We start from the raw sequence: 20,293 nt of genomic DNA, 5'->3' as shown, positions 1-20,293 counted from the left end.
CGCTGTGGTGTCGGCCCGTCACCTCTGGTCACCGTAGGTGCTGGCCGAAAAGGATGTGGGCGTGATCGGAGAAAATGAACTCGAACCGGTGGTATCTCCTTATCGTCCGGACTGGGTGCCCGTGACCGGCACCACGCTGCGCATGGTCGGCGTCGTCTTCGACGCCGTCCGGATCGTCGGCGAGCGTGGGCCCGAGGTGGCCGACGCGTTGGGGCGTGAGGCCGGGCCCATCGTGCACCAGGCCGTCGGGGAGTCGCGGATGTACTTCCTCGTGCCGCCCCGAAGCGTCCGTGGCTACCGTTGGCCTTACCCGGCCGAGGCGTTCAGCCGAGGCGACGCACGCTACTCCTACATCGGCGTTCCGGCGCTCCGCGCCGGGAGCGGCACGTGGCCGTTGGTCTGGCGCTCGGCGCCCACCGAGAGCGCGCCGTTCGTCGACGTGAGACTCCTCAACGCGACGGTACGTTCGCTATGGCGTGCCGATATCCCGTGATGCCTGGTCACCGAGCTGAGCGCGCTGGTCGCCGGCGGCGCCTCCCTGGCCGGGGTGTCGGTCTTCATCGGTGGGTTCCGCCAGCTCTTCAACGACACCGAGCGCCACGTGCTCGCGGCGAGGCCTGGTCGCGGCTGCGCTCGGCGGTCCAGCACTACCAGCTGGTCCCGGAGGCGGAACGCGACGAGGCCAGCCGCCAACTCCTGCTGGAGCACGTCGCTGGGCCGCCGACCGCCGTGGACTGCAACTGGCCCCGATACCAGGGGACCAGCCGCCGGCCTAGGGTGTCGTACCCAGCGTCATGCCGGTGGCGTCGTGCCGGGCGGTGAGCGTGATGCCGGTGCGGTGGCAGCGGACGGCCTGCAGCGTGGCGGTGTTCGCGAGCACGGTGACGCCCGGTCGCGTGGCGCGCCGGCTGGTCGTCTCCGCGTCGGTGTCGGGCAGGACGAGCCAGGCGTACGCGGCGCCTCGCGGCGCGGGGCCGTGGTCGACGCCGATGTGGAAGACGTCCGCCGTCAGCGGTGTGGCTTCGCCGTCCCGGGTGATGTCGGACCAACGGCCGGTGCGGGGGCGGGTGTGGGAGAACACGCCGGGGTGTGCGGTCAGCGGGATGTATCCGATCCGCCCCTGGTGGGTGAAGCCCGCCCCGGTCGTCACAGGACCGGTGGCCAACCGCTGGTCGAGGGTGGTGACCACCCGGTGTTCCGCCGACGGCGCCGTGATGTCCGCGCCGAGGGCGATCACCATGTCGTCGAAGCAGAACCAGGCCTTCCAGCCGTCGTCGACGCGGTCGGTGCCGGCCAGCCGCATCAGAGCGATGCCGAGGCGGCCGTCGGTCCATCCGGCGACGTCGTCGCTGGCTCCGCGCCGGTCGCCGGGGCGGGGGAGGAGCGCGGCGGGGTCGGGCGGCTGTTCTGCGGTGGTGCCGGGCAGGCACGCCCAGTCCCACAGGGGGAGGACGGCCCGGTAGCCGTCGTCCGAGGCGTCGCCCACCCGGATCGTCGCGACGCCGTCGGCCAGGTGACGTCCCCGCAGGTTCTCGCCGTTGATGCTCTCGGACGGGATGGTCCGGGTCGAGGACATCCGCACCGAGACCGACCAGCCGGGCCCGCGGTGCGCCAGATAGTCGGAGCGAGGGTAGTACCGACAACCCACAGGGCCGCCCTCGGCGCGGCCACCGGCCGCCAGCCGCGCCAGGCGTCGTTCGAGGGCCGCCAACTCCGCCGACCTGGGCGGATCGGTGGTCAGCAGCCGCCGCAGCGCCTCCCGCAGGGGGCCGCCGGCCCGGTGCGCGGTCGCACGGCTGACCTCGCGCCCCATCAGCGTGAAGTCGTAGCCGTCGCCGTGTAGGGCCCACTGCTGGCCGTCGAGGAGGTAGTCGACCAGCAGCCGCACCTTCGGCTCGTCGAACGCCCACGGCGTGCCGTGCACCGCCTGGACCCACGGGACGACGGTGGTGACGAGCGAGGCGCCGTAGCCGCCGGCGTAGGGCAGTGGTCCGTGGTGGTGGAAACTCAGGTCGTCCTGGATGCCCTCGTCCCGGGTCGGGCGGAGCACCGACGCCATGCGGGCGACCGCGGCGGCGAGCAGGTCGGTGTCCTCGACCAGGACGGCGCGCCGTAGTTCGACGCCCGCACGCCAGATGATGTTCTGCCCGGTCATCTCGACGGGACCGGCGGAGTTCCCGAGCCAGTCGCCCCACTGCTCACGTTGCTCCGCGTCGAGTTGGTCGCGCAGCAGGAGCAGGGCGTCGCCGACGTTCTGCGGAACGCCGATCTCGTTGTACCACCAGTTCGCGGCCCGGATCCCGAGCTGCCGCCAGCCGTCCAACGCCCGCAGAGCCTGGCCGTGGTGAGCCGTCGAGCCGGCCATCGACCGGGCGCGGCTCACATGGGCGAGTGCCGGCCACTCCACGCCCTCCGGAGCGGTGTAGTCGACGTCGGGCCAGGTGCCGTCGTCCTTCAGCGTGTCGGCCAGCCGATCGAGCCGCGTGACGTCCGGCGGCTCGGCGGCCAACAGCTCGCGGCACAGGCGGGTGCGAACGGTGTCGAGTCCGGGCATGCCCAGCACCCTCTCGTCGCACGACGCCAAGCCGCATCCGGTTTTCACCGGGCATCCGCACTCAGGAGGGGACGAACAACCCATCCTCCGCGAGCCACAACGATCAGTTGGGCACGCATACGCTGCGGCCGTGGACACCGAGGCATTGCGATCCTTCGTCCGGGCGGCAGAGCTCGGGCAGTTCCAGCTCGCGGCCGACGAGCTGGGCGTGACTCCGCAGGCCGTCTCCAAGCGGATCGCCGCCCTGGAGCGCGAGTTGGAGGTTCGGCTGTTCGCGCGTGCCGTCCGGGGGATCGAGCTGACGCTCGACGGCCAGGCGTTCCTGCCCCACGCGCGGAGCATCGTCGCGGGTGTGGAGCGCGCCGTCGCCGCGGTCAGGCCGGGCTCTCGGGCGCTGCGGCTCGACGTGCTCGGCCTGCGCAGCGCGCAGGCCGTCGTCCTGCACGAGTACTGGCGGTCGCGTCCCGGAACCGATCTCGACGTGGTGACCCTCCGGGTCGACGACCCACGCGTGGCGCTCGCCGCCGTCGAAGCGGGCGATGTCGACGCCTCGTTCCGCACCATCACCGACCCGGCCGCGCTGCCGCCCGACGTGCGGATGATCCGCGCGTTCGACTCCCCGCTCGAACTTCTCGTCGGCCCGAGACATCCGCTCGCCTCCGCACGCGGCCTGACGCCATCACAGCTGCGCAGGCACCGGATCTGGGTGCCCGGCATCGCGCCGAAGAGCGAATGGGCGGAGTTCTACGACCAGCTCGCCACCGCGTTCGACCTGCGCGTCGACGCGGCGGGCCCGCACTTCGGGGACGAGGTACTCCTGGATGTCCTCGCCGAATCCGCGGACGTGGCCACCCTCGTCGGGGCGCGCGACCGGTACCTCTGGCCGACCAACCACGACCTGCGCCGCATCCCCATCGTGAACCCGACCCTCGCGTACCCGCTGTCGCTCCTCCTCCCCAGGACGAATCCCCATCCGGGACTTCGGGGACTCATCACCCACCTCGAAAGCCTGCCCAGGCTCCCCGAGCCGGTCTGGCTCCCGTCCTGGGGGACGAGGCCGTGAACGACCGTCTCATGCGCATCCACAGCGCCGAGTTCCAGGCGATGGCCGCGAGGGTCCTGCGGGTCACCGAGCTCACCTCCCGCCTGAACGTCCTCCCCTTCGAGGACGAGGCGGGCAGGGCGGAGCTGTTCGCGCGGATCCTCGGCAGGCCGCTGCCGTCGGGGGTCACGATCTACCCGCCCTTCTACACGGAGCACGGTCTCCGCCTCGACCTCGCCGAGCGCGTGTTCATCAACCAGAACTGCACATTCCTCGACTACGCCGGCATACGGCTCGGCGAGCGCGTGATGGTCGGCCCGAAGGTCACGTTCATCACCGTCGGCCACCCGGTCGATCCCGGGGAGCGGCGGCGGTACCTGACCGGCGGGCCCATCGACGTGGCGGAGAACGTGTGGATCGGCGCCGGTGCCACGATCCTGCCCGGCGTCAGCATCGGCCGTGACGCCGTGGTGGCCGCCGGCGCGGTCGTGGCCGACGACGTGCCGCCGGCGAGCCTGGTGACCGGCCCCAAAGCCACCGTGCGCCGGCGGTGGTGAACGCGCGTCAGTGGCAGTGGCCGTGCCGTCCCAGGGTCTCCACGGGGGTCGCGCCGGGGCGGGTCCACTGGGGCACGGGGCGGCTGGTCGGGCCCCAGGTGGCGTTCCCCTCCGCGTCCGAGCGCCAGGACCAGCACGCTTCCCGGCCCTCGGGCCAGCCCTCGGGCTTGTCCTCCCACGCCTCGCCGCGGCCGTAGGGCGTCATGTCGAGCAGCCCCATGGACCCGTTGACCCGCTCGTTGCCGCGGCCCGTGGTGGAGTAGGTGAGGAACACGCGGTCGCCGTCGCGCAGGAAGCAGGTGAGGTAGCCCATCTCGCCGCCGACCGGCTCGTCCAACTCGCGCACCGAGTACCAGGGCTGGGTGTAGCCCATGAACTCGACGTAGGAGGCCACCTCTTCCCAGCGACCCGTGGTCAGGACGGCGAACGAGACGCCGCGGGCGTTGAGGTAGACGGCGTCGTTGAGGTGCCAGGCCGTGGTGGTGCAGCCCTCGCACTGCCCCTGGTGCGGCGCGCCGTCGTACCACATGTGCTTGTAGACCACGAGCTCGTCGCGGCCCTGGAACAGGTCGAGGAACGGGACCGGTCCTTCCGGTCCGACGACCTCGACCGCCCCGTCGAACTCCACCATCGGCAGCCGGCGGCGGGCCGCGGCGAGGGCGTCGCCCTCGCGGGTGTTGGCCTTCTCTCGGACCAGCAGCGCGTCCCGCGCGGCCTGCCAGGTGGCGAGGTCGACGACGGGCGGGCGGCCGGTCAGCGCGGTGGTCGAGTCGTCGGGCGTGGTCGTCATGGTGTCCTCCGTGTGTCTCGTGCCGGGCGGCGTCGTGCGACGCCCCGCGACGGTCACCAGAGAGGACTCGCGCCCCGGCCGGAACTCATCGCCCGCTCAGCCCCTGCGGTACTGCCGGCACTCGCCGGTGAAGACGTGGTCCAGACACTCCCGGACGAGGTCTTCCGCGGTCGTCCGCAGCGTGCGGTCGCCGACGCCGCGGTTGGGATCCAGGTAGAGCTGTTCTGCCAGGCCGTCCACGAGGGCCGCGATCCGGACGGCGGCCAGCGCGGGGTCGAGGTCCGGTTCGACCTCGCCGCACTCCTTGCCGTTGTGGACGGCGGTGGACAGCTGGTCCCCGAGGTCCGCCGCTCCCGCCCTCGCCACCTCGGCGAGCGTGTCGTCGTCCAGGGCGCGGCCCCGGAAGGCGCGTGCGACCCGGTACTCGCCCCGGCGTTCGTCGTCGAGGGGGAGCAGCTCGAGCAGGCTGTCGAAGAGGACGGCCGAGATCGTCCGTCGCCGCGTGACCCCATCGGCGATGCGTGCCGCCACCCGGTCGTGGATGGCCGCCGTCACCTGGCGGTAGGCGAAGAGCAGGAGTTCGTCCTTGCTCCTGAAGTAGTGCTGCACGAGGCCGACGGAGAATCCGGCCTCCCTGGCCACATTGGCCACGGTCGCCTCGTCCAGGCCCGCGGTGGCCACGAGCCGCCGCACGGCGCCGGCGATCTCCCGGCGGCGGAGGTCATGGTCTGCGGTGCGTGCCACGCCATAACCGTATCAGTGTATGGTCCCTCATAACCGTATGCCCATATGGTTATCTCAACGTTGGGGGCCACATGAGACTTCGCCTGCCCGTGACCGCCGCACTCGTCGCCGTGCTGACCCTGGGGGCGGCCGCGCCCGCCACGGAACAGCCGACCGACATCGACGCCTACCTGCGGGAGCGGACGGCGGCCAGCGAGACGCCGGGCGTGGCCTACGCCGTCGTCACGCCCGAGGCGATCGAGCGCGTCGGCGTCTGGGGAGAGTCCGGGGACGGGGAGCCGGTCACCGAGGCCACGCCCTTCCTGTGGGGTTCGGTCTCCAAGCCGGTGACGGCGACGGCGGTCATGGCCCTGGTCGAGGACGGAGCGGTCGAGCTCGACGAGCCGGTCCGCGCCCACCTGCCTGACTTCACCCTGGCCGGCGGCGCCGGCGGCGACATCACCGTGCGGCAGCTGCTCGACCAGACCAGCGGCATACCGGGGGAGACGGGCGTCACCGACCGGTTCGAGCGGCGCCGGGACCCGTACGGCGAGGCCGTCGCCGAACTGGCCGACGTGGCGCCGCTGTTCCCGCCGGGGGAGCGGTTCGAGTACTCCAGCGCCAACTACCTGCTGCTGGGGGCGGTCGTGGAGGCCGTCAGCGGGCAGGCGTTCGGCGCGTACCTGCGTGAGCGCGTTCTCGACCCGCTCGACATGGACGGCGCCCTCACCTCGCCCGGGGAGGCGCGGGCCGCCGCGCTCCCCGACGGCCACGGCTACGTCTACGGCCGGCCGGTCGGCGTCGCGCCGCGCTACGACGAGACCGGGGCGAGCTACGGCTACCTGGGCGGCACGGTCGAGGACCTGGCGCACTTCGCCATGGCCCAGCTGAACGGCGGTAGTTACGGGACGGAGCGGGTGCTCGACGCCGACTCCGTGGCCGCGACGCACAGCGGCGCCGCGCGCGTCGGCGACACCGTGCGGTACGGCCTCGGCTGGCGGGTCGACGAACGCAACGCGGACCTCGACACCGGCATGGTCTGGCACACCGGGGCGTCGCCCGGCTACTTCGCCGGCGTGGTGCTGCTGCCCGAGTTGAAACGCGGCGTCGTCGTCCTGGGAAACGCCTACGGCTACTTCCAGGACGCCGAACTGGTCGGGACCGTGCTGGGCGCGGCCCGGATGCTGGCGGGCGGACAACCCGAGCCGGTGTCGGGCGACTTCACCTACCCGCTGGCCCTGGCCGTGCTCACCGCGATCGTGCTCGGCGCCGCCGTGGTAGTCCTCTGGTCCTGCTACCGGCTGTTCCGCCCGGCCGCCGGGCGGCGCGGGCGGGCCGGGATCGTCGCCGGCACGGCCTCCTGGGCGCTCGGCGGCCTCGCGCTCGCCCACCTCGCGGTGGCCGGCACGCCGCAGGCGCTCGGCGTCGGCCTCGGGACCATCCGGCTGTGGGCCCCCGACGTGGGCTGGCTGCTGGTCACCGTCGCCGCCGCGGGGCTGGCCGTGGCGGCGACCCGACTGGTGTGCGGCTGTGTCACCCTGCGGCGGTGTCGTCAACGCGACGCGGGAACGTGCGCACCAGCGCGGTGATCTCGGGACCGTGGGTCTCCAGCGCGAAGTGGCCGGCGTCCAGCGGGTGCAGTTCCGCCTCGGGCAGGTCGCGCGGGAACGCCTCGGCGCCGGCGGGGCCGGAGATCTCGTCGTTCCGGCCCAGGTCAGGAGCGTCGGCGGCCGCTGGAAGTCCAGGTAGCCGTCCGGGTTGAACTGGTAGTCCCAGAAGAGCTGGAGCTGGATCGCGTCGTTGCCTGGTCGGTCGAGCCCCGCCTGGTCGAGCAGCCAGGTCTCGGGGCGATGCGGTCCATCCGGTCGGCGGGCACGCCGGCCGATGGCGGCCCCGTGGTCCTGGAGATAGAGGGCGAAGCGGTCGGGGCCGCGCCTGTCGAGCAGCGCCAGGGTCGGCCAGCCGGGATCGCCGGTCTCGCGGTAGAAGACGTCGAGGCCGTCGACCGTCACCGTGCGGTACCGGACGTGAAGTCTCTTGATGTGCCATGGTCATGCCACTGGGCTTCCGGCCAAGGGGGACCTGCTCCAGGCCGTGCTCCAGGAGTGTGACCTGGCCGTCCGCGAGACCCTCGCCGCCTACGTCGAGGAGCACGCGGACGCCCCGCGCGAGCGGATCCTCGCGGTCTTCGACCATCTCCGGGCGTTGGGGGACGCGGCCGGCCTGCCCGCCGAGCGCGCCGACCAACTCGCCGTGCTGGCCAGCGGGGCCATGGCCACCGCCGGGATCAACGCCAGCCGCGCGCGGGAGGTCGCCCGGACACTGCTCGCCGCCGGCTGACCCGGCCGGGCGTCCCGGACCGCCCTCTACACTCCCGGGGCATGACCGACATAGATGAACAGGGACGGCCCGAGCCGCCGGTGGCGGGGGACGAGGTGGCGACCCTGCTCGGGTACCTCGAGTTCCACCGGGCCACGCTGGCGTGGAAGTGCGCGGGACTCGACGCGGCCGGGCTCGCGGCCACGGTCGGGGCCTCGACGATGACGCTCGGGGGGCTGCTCAAGCACCTGGCCTACGTCGAGGACCACTGGTTCTCGCGGTTCCTGCACGACCGGGATCCGGTGCCGCCGTGGGACACCGTGGACTGGAAGGCCGACCCCGACTGGGACTGGCACTCGGCCGCGAAGGACAGCCCCGAGGCGCTGCGGACCCTGTGGGAGGAGGCGGTGGACCGGTCGCGTCGCTCGGTCGATGAGGCGCTGGCCGAGGGCGGCGGGGTCGACCAACTGGCCAGGAGCGCCTGGCGGGACGGGCGATCGCCAAGCCTGCGCTGGATCCTGACGCACATGATCGAGGAGTACGCGCGGCACAACGGCCACGCCGACCTGCTGCGCGAGGCGGTGGACGGAGCAACGGGGGAGTAGCCGACGCCGGTTCGGTGTACGGTGATCGGCCAGGAGGTCGCGGACATGGGCGGATGTGAGGCACCAGGGAGTCCCGGCACGCGGTAGCGCGCGTGCCGCCGACAGAGATCGCGTGGCACGGCGAGCGCCCGACGTCCCATCCGTCGCTCCCCGAAGGGCCCTTCCTCCATGTCCGCCTCACTTCTCGTTCTCTCCTGTCTCGCCTATGTCAGCATGGCGCTGCCCGACAGCGTGTTGGGCGTCGCCTGGCCGGGGATGAGCGTCAGCCTCGACCAACCCATCGGCGCGCTCGGTCTGTTGCTGCCGTTCGGGGTCGGTGCCGCCGTGCTGTCCAGCGCCCTGACGGGGCGGCTGCTGAGCTGGTTGCCGCTCGGGCGGCTGCTCAGCGGCAGCACCTGGCTGTCCGTCCTCGCCGTGGTCGGCTACGCGGTCGCGCCCTCCTTCTGGGGCGTGGTCGGCGCGACCGTGCTCCTCGGCCTCGCCTCCGGCGCGATCGACGCGGCGCTCAACGCCTATGCCGCGAGCCGGTTCAGCGCCCGGCAGATCACCTGGATGCACGCCAGCTACGGGCTCGGCTCGGTCGTCGGGCCCGCCGTGGTCACCGCGGTGCTCAGCGCGGAGCTGGGCTGGCGCCTCGCCTACGCGCTCGTGGCCGGCGCCCAGGCGGCGCTCGGCTGCGCCTTCCTGCTGAACACCCGCCGCTGGGCGGCGGCGAGGCCGCGGCCCCTGGCGCGCCCGAAGGGCCCGGCGCCGCGCTCCGGCAGGGGACTGGTGCTCGGCTCGGTGGTCTTCGTGCTCCAGATGGGCGTCGAGGGCGGCATCGGCCTGTGGGGTTACCTCTACCTCACCTCGGCGCAGGGCCTGCCGGCCGACGTGGCCGGTCTGGTCGTCTCCGGCTACTGGGCCGTCATGTTCGTCGGCCGGCTCGGCCTCGGCCAACTCGCCGAGCGGGTCGGGATCGGGCCGGTGCTCGCGGCCTCCGTCGCCGGGATCGTGGCGGGGACCGGCGCCATGGCCGCGCCGGGTCCCGCGCCGCTGGCCGTCGGCGGGATGCTGCTCGTCGCCCTCGCCTCGGCACCGGTGTTCCCGCTGCTGATCCTGACCACGGCCGACCGGGTCGGGCCGGCGCAGGCCGACCGGGCCGTCGGCGCGCAGATGGCCGCCGCGAACGGCAGCAACGTGCTGTTGCCTGGCACCATCGGCCTGCTGGTCGAACGGTTCGACGCCGCCGTCATCGGGCCCGCGCTGCTGGCCGTGGCGCTCGCCATGGCCGCGGCCTACGCCCTGCTGGCGCGCCTCCACCCCGCCCGGGTGCCCGCCGTCGAGCGAGGCTGAGGGCGCGCCTGCCGGTCGGTCAGTACTGGTGGCTCGGGTAGTCGATGAAGCCGGTGTCGCCGCCCTGGTACCAGGTCTCGCGGTCCGGGGTGGGCCGTGGCGGCACGCCGGTGCGGAAGCGCTCGACCAGGTCGGGGTTGGCGAGGAACGCCCGGCCGTAGCCGATCAGGTCGGCGCCGCGCGCCAGCCACTTCTCGCCGTCGGCCTGGTCGGTCTCTCGCGGGCCGATCTGCCCGCCGGGGTTGACGACAAGGGTTCCCGGCCACGCCCGGCGCAGCCCGTCGAGCAGTTCGTCGCCGTCGGGCGGGGCCAGCAGGTGGACGTAGGCCAGGCCGAGCGGGGCGAGCGCGGCGAACAGCGCCGAGTAGAGCCCCGGCACGTCGTCCTCGACGATGTCCCACACCCGGCCGCCTGGGGAGAGGCGGATGCCGACGCGCTCCGCGCCGATCGCGTCGGCCGTCGCCGTGACGGCCTCGACGGCGAAGGCGATGCGGCCGGTGAGCGACCCGCCGTATCGGTCGGTGCGCTGGTTGGCGTTGCTGGAGAGGAACTGCTGGATCAGATAGCCGTTGGCGCCGTGGAGTTCGACGCCGTCGAAGCCGGCCTCGACCGCGCGGCGGGCGGCGTCGGCGTACACCCGGGCCTCGGCGCCGACCTCGGCCGTCGTCAGGGCGCGGGGCATGGGCGCCGGCCGCATCGGCTCGCCGAACCTGACGAAGACGTCGCCGCGCATCGCGACCGCGGACGGCGCGACGGGCTGGTGGCCGGAGACCGCGGGGTGGCCCACCCGGCCGCCGTGCATGAGTTGGGCGAAGATCCGGCCTCCGTTGGCATGCACCGCGTCGGTCACCGGGCGCCAGGCGGCCACCTCGGCGGCGTTGCGCAGCCCCGGCATGTCGGGGTTCGCCTGGCCGGGGTGGCTGGGGGCCACGCCCTCGCTGACGAGCAGCCCCGCGGTGGCGCGCTGGGCGTAGTAGGTGGCCATCGACGGCGTCGCGAGGCCGTCGGCGGTGGCTCGGGCCCGGGTCATCGGGGCCATCACAAGGCGGTTGGGCAGGCGGAGGTCGCCGATGCGGTAGCCGTCGAAGAGGCTGGTCACGGTCGTTTCCTTTGCGTGTGTGGAAGGGGTGGACCGAACTGCGCGCGCGACGGCTAAGCTAAAACCTCACGCTGACGTCAGAGGCAAGACGGAGTGACCGGGATCACGGGGAGGCGCGATGCGGATCGGCGAGCTCGCCGCGCGGACGGGCGTCAGCGTGCGTGCGCTGCGCTACTACGAGGAGCAGCGGCTGCTCGAGCCGGAGCGCAGCCCGTCCGGCCAGCGGCGCTACCCGGAGCGCGCCGTGGACCGGGTGCTGATGATCCAGGAGCTGTACGCCGCCGGGCTCACCAGCCGAGCGATCCTCGGGCTGCTGCCGTGCATCGCGACCGGCGAGTCGACGCCCGAGGTGTTGGCCGTGCTGGCGGCCGAGCGGGACCGGATCGGCGCCAGGATCGGTGAGTTGGAGCGCACCCGCGATCGGCTTGACTCCGCCATCGCGCGGGCCACCACGGCCCTGGTCACCAACACGCCCTGCCACCCCGCCTAGGAGTCTCACCCGAACGGCCGCATTTCGCTCCACCCTGCATGCGCGTGTCGCGGCGCCGCCGCACGCTGGGGACAACGCCGAATCCCTAGCAAGCACAGAAAACAGGGGCATGCGATGACGACATCCCAGCAGCGGCTGCCGGAGGGGGCGCGCTACTGCGCCGACACGTTCAACGGGGCCATCGCCTCGGCCGCGCTGAGCGCCGCGTGGGAGATCGGGCTGCTCGACGAGCTGGACCAGAGACGACGTGTCGACATAGCCGCCTTCGCCGAGCAGCGGGACGCGCACCCGCACACGGTGCGGGCCATCCTGGTCGCCCTCTCCAGCCGCCGCATCGTCATGCTGGACCCGGAGCGCAAGGTGGCCGAGACCGACATCGGCTTCGACGACGCGTTCCGCGCCCGCGCCTTCTTCTACTGGCTGACCAGGGGCTGCGGCGAACTGCTCACCACCCTGCCGGTCAAGGTGGTCAACAGCCTGCGGCAGGGCGGCTTCGTGCGGCGGGACGCCCGCGCCCTCAGCGTGGCCTGCCGCAACATCACCCAGACCTACTTCGACCCGGCGCTGTGCGACATGCTGGAGAAGCTGGAGCTCGGCACCGTCGCCGACCTGGGGTGCGGCGGCGGGGAGCGGCTGCGGACGCTGGCGGCGCTCCGGCCCGAGCTGCGGCTGATCGGTGTCGACAAGTCGGCGAGCGCGATCAGCCTGGCCAGGGAGGCGGTGCGGGAGGCCGGCGTCGCCGACCGGGTCACGCTGCTCCAGGACGACCTGGTCACCATGGGCCCGCGCCCCGAGTACGGGCAGGTCGACACGGTGACCTGCTTCCTGATGGGCCACGACCTCTGGCCCCGGCAGAACTGCGTGCGCACGCTGCGCCGGCTGCGGACCGTCTTCCCGTCCGCCAGGAACCTGATCCTCGGCGACACCTGCCGCTCCACCGGCCTGGACGGACCCGAACACCCCATGTTCACCCTGGGGTTTGAGACCGTGCACAGCGTGATGGGGCAGCTGGTGCCGACCATCGACGAGTGGTCGACCGCCATCGAGGAGAGCGGCTGGCGGATCGTCGACCGCCGCCTGCTCGACGTCCCCGCCTTCAGCTTCATCGACGTCCTCGCGCCGGCCTGACGCGGGCCCGGGGGCCGCGGGGTCAGTAGCCCTGGCCCCAGTACCACCAGGGCCAGCCGCCGCCGGAGACCGGTGGGTTCCGTTCCGGCGCCGTGCCCTGGTCGGCCTCCCGCGCCGAGACCGAGCCGGTCACCGTGGCGGGGCAGAGGACCTCGTCGCGCGGCACGTAGCTGGTGGTGTAGCTCTCCCGGCCGACCTCCTCGCCGTCGTTGACGAAGATCCGCTGGACCTCGACGTCGAAGCCCTCGAACGGGGGCTGCGGCACGCAGTCCTCGCCCTCGCCCCGCCGGGTCTCCGGTTCGCGGATGTTCTCGCGCGGGCCGGTGTCGGCGCGGACCTGGTCGTACTTCCTGGTGCCGAGGAAGGTGACGGTGACCGAGGTGTCGGTGGCGTCGGCCAAGATGTAGACGGCGTTGCCCGAGTCGTTGAGGAAGCGCAGGTCGAGGCTGCCCCAGGCGACGGTGGCCTCGCGGCCCTCCGGATAGCGCTCGATGTAGAAGGAGTGCGCGCCGTGTTCGAGCGGCTTGACGCCGGCGAAGAAGATCGCGTTGTAGACGGTGGTGGCCACGGCCGAGACGCCGCCGCCCTGGGCGCGCTGGTACTGGTCGTCGAGGATGATGACGCCCTCCACGAAGCCGTTCTCCTCGGTGCGCTCGCCGACCCGGTCGTTGAAGCTCCAGGTCTCGTCGGGCAGCACCAGCGAGCCGTTGATCAGCTCGGCGGCGCGGCCGATGTTGGTGGTGCGGTAGTCGGCGGGCTCGAACTCGACGGTGAAGGAGGACATCTCCTCGACGAGGCCCAGCTCCCGGTAGGTGTCGCGGCTGAGCGTCGGCTCGACCGGCTCGGTGTCCACGGGGCCGGTGCGGGCCGCCTCACCGATCCCGGTGAGGAGCGGGAGCACGGCCTCGCCGACCGCATCGGGCGCCACCCGGCTGCCGGGTTCGCCCGGCTCGTCGAAGACCACCCGGTCGCCGTCGAGGCGCACGGTGCCCTCGACCGGGTCGACGGTGGCCGCGGCGAGCGCCTCGGCGACGCGCTCGTCGGCGGCCAGCGCCTCGCCGTCCAACTCGGGGCGCAGCGTGCCCAGCGCGTCGGGGGTGAGGGCGAGGTGGTCGCCGATCACCTCGGGCGAGATGGGGATGCGGCGGTCGCCTGCGGTGAGGGTGACGGGTCCTGACATGGCCGGCTCGGCGAACTCGGCGAGGGCCCGCTCCACCTCACGCTGGTCGGTGCGTGGCTCGGCCTGCCAGACCGGCAGCCGCACCGGCCCGGCGTCGGCGTCGAAGGGATAGGCGTCCCGCAGCGGCCCGAGCGAGCCGGCCACGTCGAGCACGATGCCCGCCTCGGGCTCGGTGACCTCCACCCGGCCGTCCACGAAGGACACCGCGCCCTCCTCGACCGCGCTCTCCCAGGAGTCGGCGAGCGCGGCGAGCCCGGCCCTCGCGCCCGCCGCGTCCTGGATGACCACGGGCTCCAACTCGCCGCCCCTGGCCCCGAAGAGCCGGCCGAGCGGGCCGGATCGGTCGGCCTGCGCGACGGTCGCCTCGACGTCGACGCGGAGGCCGGCGGTGGCCGGTTCGACGGCGTGCCGCTCGGACTGTTCACCGCCGAGCAGCACCTGGAGCGGGGCGGACCAGGAGTCGGCGAGCTCGGCGGACAGCCGATCCCGCGCCTCATCGGGCGAGAGACCGCCGATGTCCACGCCCTGGACGCTGGTGCCCCGCGCTATCTCGCCGCCGAGCGGGCCGAAGAGCAGGATCCAACCGAGGGACAGACCGCCGAAACCGAGCGCCAGCACACCGCCGATGAGGACCGGGCGGGGTGGACGCGGGAGGGGAGGGATGCGCGACACGCGCGCACCATAGCGCGCCGTGACCGGACGTGTGCACTCCGGAAACCGTACTCGTAAAAGGTTGTGGCGGAGGTGACGGAAGTTATCCAATTTTGATGTTGGCGGGCGGTGTCCGCGAGTGTGGGGACCGGGGCGTCAGGGGTGTATCTCGGCCCACACGGTGCAGCCCGACACGTGCCCCGGTGGGATGACACCCCAGCGCACCGCAAGCGAGTCGAGCAGCATGAGGCCGCGGCCGCCCTCCGCCTCCGAGCTTGCCTGGCGCGGCACCCGGGGGGCCATGCCGGGGCCCTGGTCCGTGACCTCGACCCGCACCCCACGGCCCTGCGAGACCAGCCAACACACCACACGGTCACTGCGCGTGTGCAGAACGGCGTTGGTCACCAGTTCGGAGACGACCAGTTGCGCCGTGTCACGGACCGACTCCGGAAGCCCCCAGTGATCGAGGCGGGTCCGCACCCGAGCTCGCGCCGCGGCGACCGAGGTCGCGACCGCCGGCAGGTCGATCCGCTCGCCCGGCGGGCTCGGCGGACGGTGGTCCGCGCGGCGGGGCAGAGGGATGGGCGTCGTGCCGCGAAGTGGGGACACGGGCGGGGTCGCCTTCCATGGGGCAGGAGCCATCGTGAGCCGGGTCACTTGATAACTATGGGCAACGACGCTACGCAAGCGCAAGGGTAGTTCTGCAATTTGCAGAAAGTCAGATGACTCTCTGCCGATGCCGCTACTGGGTGTGGCAAACTTTGTCCGGGTCGGGGGACTTGGCAATGCCCGGAGGAGGGCGAGGTGGCAGAGGCGCGTTCGGGGCCGACCGTGGGACAGATCGTCCTCGGGATGCGGCTGCGCGATCTGCGGGAGCGTGCCGGCCGCACCTTCGCCGACGCCGCCCGCGCGCTCAGCGTCAACACCGCCACCGTGCGCCGCATGGAGAAGGCCGAGGTCGGCCTCAAGCCGCTGTACGTCAAGGCCCTGTTGGAGCTCTACGGCGTGGACGACGCCGAGGTGGCGTCGTTCATGGAACTGGTCGAGGAGGCCAACCGCCCCGGCTGGTGGCACCGGTTCCGCGACGTCACCCCCGACTGGTTCTCCCTCTACGTGAGCCTGGAGGGCGAGGCCAGGCTGATCAGGGCGTATGAACCACACTGCGTCCCGGGGCTTCTGCAAACCCGGGACTATGCCAGAGTCCTGTTCAGAACAGGTTTTCCCGGCGCGCCGACCGAGGAGATCGAGCGCAGGGTGGACCTGCGCATGGCGCGCCAGGAACTGCTTCGCCGGCCACGCGCCCCGCTGCTGTGGGCGGTGGTCGAGGAGCACGTGCTGCGGCGCAGGGTCGGGCCACCGGCCGTGATGCGCGCGCAGGTCGACCGGCTGATCGAGGCGACGTCCCTGCCGAACGTCACGCTGCAGATCATGCCGCTCAGGGCCGGGCCACACCCCGGCATGTTCGGGCCGTTCCAGCTCTTCAGATTCGAGATCCCGGAACTGCCGGACATCATCTACGCCGAGAGCCTGACCGGTGCGGCCTACCTCGACGAACGGCCCGACACCGTGGCCTACCGCGAGGTGCTCGACCGCATGGGCGCCCAGGCCGCACCGGTTCAAGACACCGCGGCGATCCTCGGTGACATTCGCAAGGAGCTCTGACACCGCATGGGTGACGAGACGCGCCGCAGGGCGCTCACCACGACACGGATATACAACGGGATGCCGGCCAGGGAGCTGGGCACCGAGGGCTGGCGCAAGCCCTGGAGCGGAACGAACGGCGGCAACTGCGTCGAAGCCATGAAGCTGGCCGACGGTCGGGTGGCCCTGCGCCAGTCGACCGATCCCGACGGGCCGGCACTGATCTACACCCCGCACGAGATCGAGACCTTCATCCGAGGCGCCAAGCGCGGAGAGGCGGACTTCCTGCTGGCCTGACGGCACGGTCCCGCCGCGCGGAGCGCGGCGGGACCGGCGCCTACTGCCGGGTCCGCAGCGCGACCTCCTTGACGAACAGCATGAGCAGCAGCGCCACCACCGCTGACGGCGCGGCGAACAGGAAGATGTCGGCGACGCCGTGCCCGTACGCGCTCTCGACAACCGTGCGCAGCGGAGCCGGCAGCGCGGCCAGGTCGGGGATGCCGCCGCCGGTCACGCTCTCGGCCGGGATGCCGAGGTCGGCCAGGCCCTCGCGGGTGTAGTCGGCCACCCGGCTGGCGAGCAGCGCGCCGAAGGCAGCGACGCCGATCGCCCCGCCGAAGGAGCGGAAGAAGGTGACGGTGGAACTGGCCACGCCCAGGTCCCTGGCCGCCACCTGGTTCTGGGCGGCGAGCACCAGGTTCTGCATCAGCATCCCGAGGCCGAGACCCATCAGGCCCATGAAGGCGGCGATCTGCCAGTAGGGGGTCTCGTGGCGCATGGTGGTCAGCAGCGCGGTGCCGGCGCTCATCAGGACGCCGCCCGCCACCAGCCAGCGCTTCCAGCGCCCGGTCCTGGTGATGAACCACCCCGAGACGGTGGTGGAGAGGGACATGCCACCGATCATCGGTATGGTCATCAGGCCCGAGACGGTGGCGCTCCGCCCCTGGGCCAGCTGGAAGAACTGGCTGAAGAAGATCGTACCGGCGAACATCGCTATGCCCACGAAGATCGAGGCGATCGACGTCAGCGTGATCGTGGGGTCGCGGAAGAGTCGTGGCGGGATGATCGGGTCGCTGGCCCGCAGCTCCACGAGGACGAACAGGGCGCCGAGCAGCAGCGAGCCGCCGACCATGGCCAGGGTCTGCCAGGACGCCCAGGGGTAGCTTTCGCCGGCCAGCGTCACCCAGATCAGCAACAGCGAGACGGCGCCGACGACCAGCAGTGCCCCGGCCCAGTCGATCCGCACCCGGCGCCTGACCGCCGGCAGCCGCAGCGTGCGCCGCAGCACGGCGAGCGAGGCGAGCGCGAACGGGACGCCGATGTAGAAGCACCAGCGCCAGCCGAGGCCCGGGGTGTCGGTGATCAGGCCGCCGATGAGCGGGCCGCTGACGGTGGCCGTGGCGAAGGTGGCGCCCAGGTAGCCGCTGTAGCGCCCTCGCTCCCGCGGCGGGATCATCGCGGCCAGGATGATCTGCGAGAGCCCCACCATGCCGCCGACGCCGAGGCCCTGCACCGCGCGGACGGCGATCAGCGTCCCCGCGTTCTGCGCGAGGCCGGCGACGAGCGAGCCCAGCACGTAGACGACCAGCGCGACCTGGATGAGCAGCTTCTTGCTGAACAGGTCGGCGAGCTTTCCCCACAGCGGCATGGAGGCCGTCATCGACAGCAGGGTCGCGGTCACCACCCAGGTGTAGGCGGACTGTCCCGCGCCCAGGTCGGTGATGATGTGCGGCAGCGCGTTGGTGACGATCGTCGAGGACAGGATCGCCGTGAACATGCCGAGCAGCAGCCCGGACAGCGCCCGCACGATCTGCGGGTGGGTCATCGCGGGTGCGGGTGACTCCGCGGGCGCGGTCGTGCCGGTTCGGTCGGCGCCGGCGGCGGTCAGGTCTTCCTTACTCTGTGTCGTCACGGTCTTCCCATCGGTTGCTGCCCCGCTGGCGACCCTACGACAAGATGCTTACTACATATAAACGAATTGGCGAAATCTTTAGCTGGCTATGAGTCCACCGTGGAAGACCGTTTCCGGCCGAGCGGCGCCTGCACCAGGGTCTCGTCGGGGAAGCACCAGCGCCAGTCCTCGCCGGGCTCGGCGGACTGGATGATCGGATGCCCCGACTCGCGCGCGTGCTCGCTGGCGTGCCGCCGCGGCGAGTCGTCGCAGCAGCCCACCTGCCCACAGGTGACGCAGAGGCGCAGCTCCACCCAGCTGCTGCCCTCCGCCAGGCACCGCGGACACGCCTCGGCGTCCGTCTCCGTCACCCGGATCCGGTCCAGGTGGGTGCAGGAGGTGCTGATCGTCTCCTCCCGCACGTACCGCCAGCCGGGCCGCAGCAGCCAGTCCGGCATCAGCCGGGCGGCGCGGCGCGAGTACGCGGCCAGCAGCGGGCTGAGCGCCGCGAGCACCAGCACGTAGACGGCCACGAACGGGCCGATTCTGGCGTCCAGCCCCGCCGCGAGCGCCAGGCTGGCCAGGATCAACGAGAACTCGCCGCGGCCCAGCATCGTCAGGCCGACGTTGACCGCCCCCCGCTGGTTGAAGCCGAACAGCCTGGCCGCCGCGACGCCGGCGGCCAGGTTGCACACCAGCGTCACCGCCACCGCGATCACCACCGGCAGCGCCACCGCTCCCAGATGGGCGACGTCGATGGTCAGCCCGAAGGTGACGAAGAAGATCGCGGCGAACACGTCCCGCAGGGGCAGCACCAGCCGCACCACCCGCTCCCTGATCTCCGTCCGCGACAGCACGAGACCGGTCATCAGCGCGCCGATCGCGTCCGAGACGCCGAGCCGGTCGGAGAGGCCGGCCACCAGCACGACGAGCCCGATCGTCAGCACGGCGAACAGCTCGTCCTCCCGGCTGTCGACCAGCGTCGCCACCAGCCGGGCGCCGAACCTGGCCACCAGGAAGAGCAGCAGCAGGAAGCCGAAGCTCGCGGCCACGTCGGCGGCCAGCCCGGCCGCCGAGCCGGCCTGCGAGAGCGCGGGGGAGAGGAGCGCCAGATAGAGGGCGAGGAACAGGTCCTCGATCACGATGATCCCGAGGATCACCGGAGTCTCGGCGTTGGTCAGCCGGTGCAGCTCGATCAGCAGCTTGGTGACGATCGCGGAGGACGAGATGCCGAGCGCGCCCGCGATCACCAGCGCCTCGGGGCCGCCCCAGCCGAGGACCAGGCCGAACAGCAGGCCGGCGCAGACGTTGACGGCGATGCAGATCACCGCGGCCAGGAACAGCCGGCGACCGCCGCCGAGGACCTGGTCGACCGGGAACTCCACCCCCAGGTGGAACAGCAGCAGCACCAGGCCGAACGCCGCGACCACCGTCAGGTCCTCCGGGTGGCGCACCAGCTCGGGCCCCGGGGTGCCGGGCCCGAAGGCGATGCCGACCAGCATGTAGCAGGGGATCGACGGCAGCCCGAACCGCCGGGCCAACCGCGCCAGTACGCCGGCGATCAGCACCGTGGCGCCGATGCCCAGGAGGTCGGCGTGGCCCATGCCGGACGCGCTTCCCTCAGGCCTCGAAGAACGTCGCCGAGAGCACGGCGCTCACCTTGCGGGCCTGCTCCTCCGTCAGCTCGATCACGGCCGTCGGGTCGGCAGACGCGGTGGCGAAGACGTAGAGGTCCCGCACGCCGCCCGACCTTATGATCACCGAGATCCGCTGGTCGGGCCGGCCGAGGTCGATGTCGTACCGCTTCCCCACACCCGGCAGGTCCTGCACGTGCACGTCCTTGCCCATGACCGCTCCTCTCCTCGTCCGATATCGGGCATTCAAACACTCAAGGGGGCGTCAAAACCGGACGGCTCGCCTCCTGTTGTGATGGCCGGAATGTTGTTCCTCCGATGGTTGCCGCTCATACCATCTCGCCGTCCTGTCCAGTGCGTGAGTGACTACCGAAGGTGAGTGCGAGTGTCCGCGTCGGCGTGCTGGCCAGGGGGAACGGGAGCGCCCGGCGGTCCTGCGTGCGTGTCCGGTGCCTTTGGGGCGGCAATCGGAAAGGCGCTGCCGGGGCGTGGCGAAGTTATTTCGCCGGTAATTCGGCGAACCTTTGGGGAGGTCGCGAAAGCGGCACGAAGAAAGGCTTCGCGGCTGAGGTTCCGGCCGCCGTCGAGGCAGGAATTCAGAAATGCGAAATCGCCGCTGCCGGGTCACTGGCCCACGGGAGTCTGCCATGGCGC

At 72.2% G+C, this 20,293-nt stretch carries 21 protein-coding genes; 12 read left to right on the top strand and 9 right to left on the bottom strand.

The annotated features are described in order from the left end of the window. Positions 1–37 precede the first annotated feature (37 nt). Positions 38–493, top strand: coding sequence for a hypothetical protein (locus E1265_RS02795; protein ID WP_243740491.1), 456 nt, complete (start codon positions 38–40; stop codon positions 491–493). 279 nt (positions 494–772) lie between these two features. Here E1265_RS02795 and E1265_RS02785 read toward each other — a convergent pair whose 3' ends face one another. After that, positions 773–2,554 carry a polysaccharide lyase family 8 super-sandwich domain-containing protein gene (locus tag E1265_RS02785; protein WP_132928580.1) on the bottom strand — a complete coding sequence of 594 codons (1,782 nt, stop codon included), beginning with the start codon at positions 2,552–2,554 and terminating at the stop codon, positions 773–775. Positions 2,555–2,684: 130 nt separating this feature from the next. Here E1265_RS02785 and E1265_RS02780 point away from each other — a divergent pair, with 130 nt between their 5' ends. Together E1265_RS02780 and E1265_RS02775 are read left to right on the top strand one after the other, a co-directional pair. After that, the gene (locus E1265_RS02780; RefSeq protein WP_132928579.1) at positions 2,685–3,617 is read left to right on the top strand and encodes a LysR family transcriptional regulator; all 933 of its coding nucleotides are present in this window, start codon (positions 2,685–2,687) and stop codon (positions 3,615–3,617) included. Between the two features lie 11 nt (positions 3,618–3,628). After that, on the top strand, positions 3,629–4,153 hold the full coding sequence (locus E1265_RS02775) for a DapH/DapD/GlmU-related protein (RefSeq protein WP_132928587.1): 525 nt from the start codon (positions 3,629–3,631) through the stop codon (positions 4,151–4,153). Between the two features lie 7 nt (positions 4,154–4,160). Here E1265_RS02775 and E1265_RS02770 read toward each other — a convergent pair whose 3' ends face one another. Then, positions 4,161–4,943, bottom strand: a complete 783-nt coding sequence (locus E1265_RS02770) for a DUF899 domain-containing protein (protein ID WP_132928578.1) — start codon at positions 4,941–4,943, stop codon at positions 4,161–4,163. A 96-nt stretch (positions 4,944–5,039) separates the two neighbouring features. Continuing rightward, the gene (locus E1265_RS02765) at positions 5,040–5,687 is read right to left on the bottom strand and encodes a TetR/AcrR family transcriptional regulator (protein WP_132928577.1); all 648 of its coding nucleotides are present in this window, start codon (positions 5,685–5,687) and stop codon (positions 5,040–5,042) included. 71 nt (positions 5,688–5,758) lie between these two features. Between E1265_RS02765 and E1265_RS02760 the strand changes: the two genes are divergently transcribed. The 5 genes from E1265_RS02760 (at position 5,759) to E1265_RS02740 (ending at position 9,925) form a co-directional block, all read left to right on the top strand. Beyond that, complete coding sequence (locus E1265_RS02760) at positions 5,759–7,255, top strand: serine hydrolase domain-containing protein (RefSeq protein ID WP_132928576.1); 1,497 nt, start codon at positions 5,759–5,761, stop codon at positions 7,253–7,255. 10 nt (positions 7,256–7,265) lie between these two features. Then, complete coding sequence (locus tag E1265_RS40585; protein ID WP_207930929.1) at positions 7,266–7,415, top strand: hypothetical protein; 150 nt, start codon at positions 7,266–7,268, stop codon at positions 7,413–7,415. A 345-nt stretch (positions 7,416–7,760) separates the two neighbouring features. Beyond that, a complete protein-coding gene (locus tag E1265_RS02750) occupies positions 7,761–8,006 on the top strand; it encodes a hypothetical protein (protein ID WP_132928575.1) in 246 nt (81 codons plus the stop codon). Positions 8,007–8,047: 41 nt separating this feature from the next. Then, the gene (locus E1265_RS02745; protein WP_132928574.1) at positions 8,048–8,590 is read left to right on the top strand and encodes a DinB family protein; all 543 of its coding nucleotides are present in this window, start codon (positions 8,048–8,050) and stop codon (positions 8,588–8,590) included. Positions 8,591–8,758: 168 nt separating this feature from the next. Next, the gene (locus tag E1265_RS02740; RefSeq protein WP_132928573.1) at positions 8,759–9,925 is read left to right on the top strand and encodes an MFS transporter; all 1,167 of its coding nucleotides are present in this window, start codon (positions 8,759–8,761) and stop codon (positions 9,923–9,925) included. A 19-nt stretch (positions 9,926–9,944) separates the two neighbouring features. Here the strand turns inward: E1265_RS02740 and E1265_RS02735 are convergent, their stop codons facing one another. Then, on the bottom strand, positions 9,945–11,024 hold the full coding sequence (locus E1265_RS02735; protein WP_132928572.1) for an alkene reductase: 1,080 nt from the start codon (positions 11,022–11,024) through the stop codon (positions 9,945–9,947). Between the two features lie 118 nt (positions 11,025–11,142). On the opposite strand from E1265_RS02735, the gene E1265_RS02730 reads away from it, so the two are divergent. Further along, positions 11,143–11,514, top strand: coding sequence for a MerR family transcriptional regulator (locus E1265_RS02730; protein WP_132928571.1), 372 nt, complete (start codon positions 11,143–11,145; stop codon positions 11,512–11,514). A gap of 114 nt (positions 11,515–11,628) precedes the next feature. After that, complete coding sequence (locus E1265_RS38545) at positions 11,629–12,642, top strand: class I SAM-dependent methyltransferase (protein WP_132928570.1); 1,014 nt, start codon at positions 11,629–11,631, stop codon at positions 12,640–12,642. Positions 12,643–12,664: 22 nt separating this feature from the next. Here E1265_RS38545 and E1265_RS02720 read toward each other — a convergent pair whose 3' ends face one another. Both E1265_RS02720 and E1265_RS02715 read right to left on the bottom strand, forming a co-directional pair. Then, positions 12,665–14,494 (bottom strand): VanW family protein, encoded by a 1,830-nt coding sequence (locus E1265_RS02720; protein WP_243740490.1) that lies wholly within the window; start codon positions 14,492–14,494, stop codon positions 12,665–12,667. A gap of 135 nt (positions 14,495–14,629) precedes the next feature. Further along, positions 14,630–15,082: an ATP-binding protein gene (locus E1265_RS02715; RefSeq protein ID WP_243740489.1), complete on the bottom strand. Its 453-nt coding sequence runs from the start codon at positions 15,080–15,082 to the stop codon at positions 14,630–14,632. A gap of 195 nt (positions 15,083–15,277) precedes the next feature. On the opposite strand from E1265_RS02715, the gene E1265_RS02710 reads away from it, so the two are divergent. Both E1265_RS02710 and E1265_RS02705 read left to right on the top strand, forming a co-directional pair. Beyond that, the gene (locus E1265_RS02710; protein ID WP_132928568.1) at positions 15,278–16,135 is read left to right on the top strand and encodes a helix-turn-helix transcriptional regulator; all 858 of its coding nucleotides are present in this window, start codon (positions 15,278–15,280) and stop codon (positions 16,133–16,135) included. A gap of 6 nt (positions 16,136–16,141) precedes the next feature. Beyond that, the gene (locus tag E1265_RS02705; protein ID WP_132928567.1) at positions 16,142–16,411 is read left to right on the top strand and encodes a DUF397 domain-containing protein; all 270 of its coding nucleotides are present in this window, start codon (positions 16,142–16,144) and stop codon (positions 16,409–16,411) included. Positions 16,412–16,451: 40 nt separating this feature from the next. Here E1265_RS02705 and E1265_RS02700 read toward each other — a convergent pair whose 3' ends face one another. The 3 genes from E1265_RS02700 to E1265_RS02690 form a co-directional block, all read right to left on the bottom strand. Beyond that, positions 16,452–17,939: an MDR family MFS transporter gene (locus E1265_RS02700; protein WP_243740494.1), complete on the bottom strand. Its 1,488-nt coding sequence runs from the start codon at positions 17,937–17,939 to the stop codon at positions 16,452–16,454. A 173-nt stretch (positions 17,940–18,112) separates the two neighbouring features. Continuing rightward, the gene (locus E1265_RS02695) at positions 18,113–19,609 is read right to left on the bottom strand and encodes a cation:proton antiporter (protein ID WP_132928565.1); all 1,497 of its coding nucleotides are present in this window, start codon (positions 19,607–19,609) and stop codon (positions 18,113–18,115) included. A gap of 16 nt (positions 19,610–19,625) precedes the next feature. Then, positions 19,626–19,853 carry a potassium transporter TrkA gene (locus E1265_RS02690; protein ID WP_132928564.1) on the bottom strand — a complete coding sequence of 76 codons (228 nt, stop codon included), beginning with the start codon at positions 19,851–19,853 and terminating at the stop codon, positions 19,626–19,628. Positions 19,854–20,293: the final 440 nt, after the last annotated feature.

This window comes from Streptomyces sp. 8K308, assembly GCF_004348315.1.
Taxonomy (GTDB): Bacteria; Actinomycetota; Actinomycetes; order Streptomycetales; family Streptomycetaceae; genus Streptomyces.
The sequence above is the reverse complement of the archived record's forward strand: the minus strand, read 5'-3'. Positions and strand labels throughout refer to the sequence as shown.

Bases quoted from the DNA above. Each gene is read 5' to 3' on its own strand.
- E1265_RS02740 (WP_132928573.1), top strand. From the start codon at position 8,759: ATGTCCGCCTCACTTCTCGTTCTCTCCTGTCTCGCCTATGTCAGCATG.
- E1265_RS02760 (WP_132928576.1), top strand. From the start codon at position 5,759: ATGAGACTTCGCCTGCCCGTGACCGCCGCACTCGTCGCCGTGCTGACC.
- E1265_RS02705 (WP_132928567.1), top strand. From the start codon at position 16,142: ATGGGTGACGAGACGCGCCGCAGGGCGCTCACCACGACACGGATATAC.
- E1265_RS02745 (WP_132928574.1), top strand. From the start codon at position 8,048: ATGACCGACATAGATGAACAGGGACGGCCCGAGCCGCCGGTGGCGGGG.
- E1265_RS02785 (WP_132928580.1), bottom strand. From the start codon at position 2,554: ATGCCCGGACTCGACACCGTTCGCACCCGCCTGTGCCGCGAGCTGTTG.
- E1265_RS02695 (WP_132928565.1), bottom strand. From the start codon at position 19,609: ATGGGCCACGCCGACCTCCTGGGCATCGGCGCCACGGTGCTGATCGCC.
- E1265_RS02770 (WP_132928578.1), bottom strand. From the start codon at position 4,943: ATGACGACCACGCCCGACGACTCGACCACCGCGCTGACCGGCCGCCCG.
- E1265_RS02700 (WP_243740494.1), bottom strand. From the start codon at position 17,939: ATGACCCACCCGCAGATCGTGCGGGCGCTGTCCGGGCTGCTGCTCGGC.
- E1265_RS38545 (WP_132928570.1), top strand. From the start codon at position 11,629: ATGACGACATCCCAGCAGCGGCTGCCGGAGGGGGCGCGCTACTGCGCC.
- E1265_RS02775 (WP_132928587.1), top strand. From the start codon at position 3,629: ATGCGCATCCACAGCGCCGAGTTCCAGGCGATGGCCGCGAGGGTCCTG.
- E1265_RS02730 (WP_132928571.1), top strand. From the start codon at position 11,143: ATGCGGATCGGCGAGCTCGCCGCGCGGACGGGCGTCAGCGTGCGTGCG.
- E1265_RS02690 (WP_132928564.1), bottom strand. From the start codon at position 19,853: ATGGGCAAGGACGTGCACGTGCAGGACCTGCCGGGTGTGGGGAAGCGG.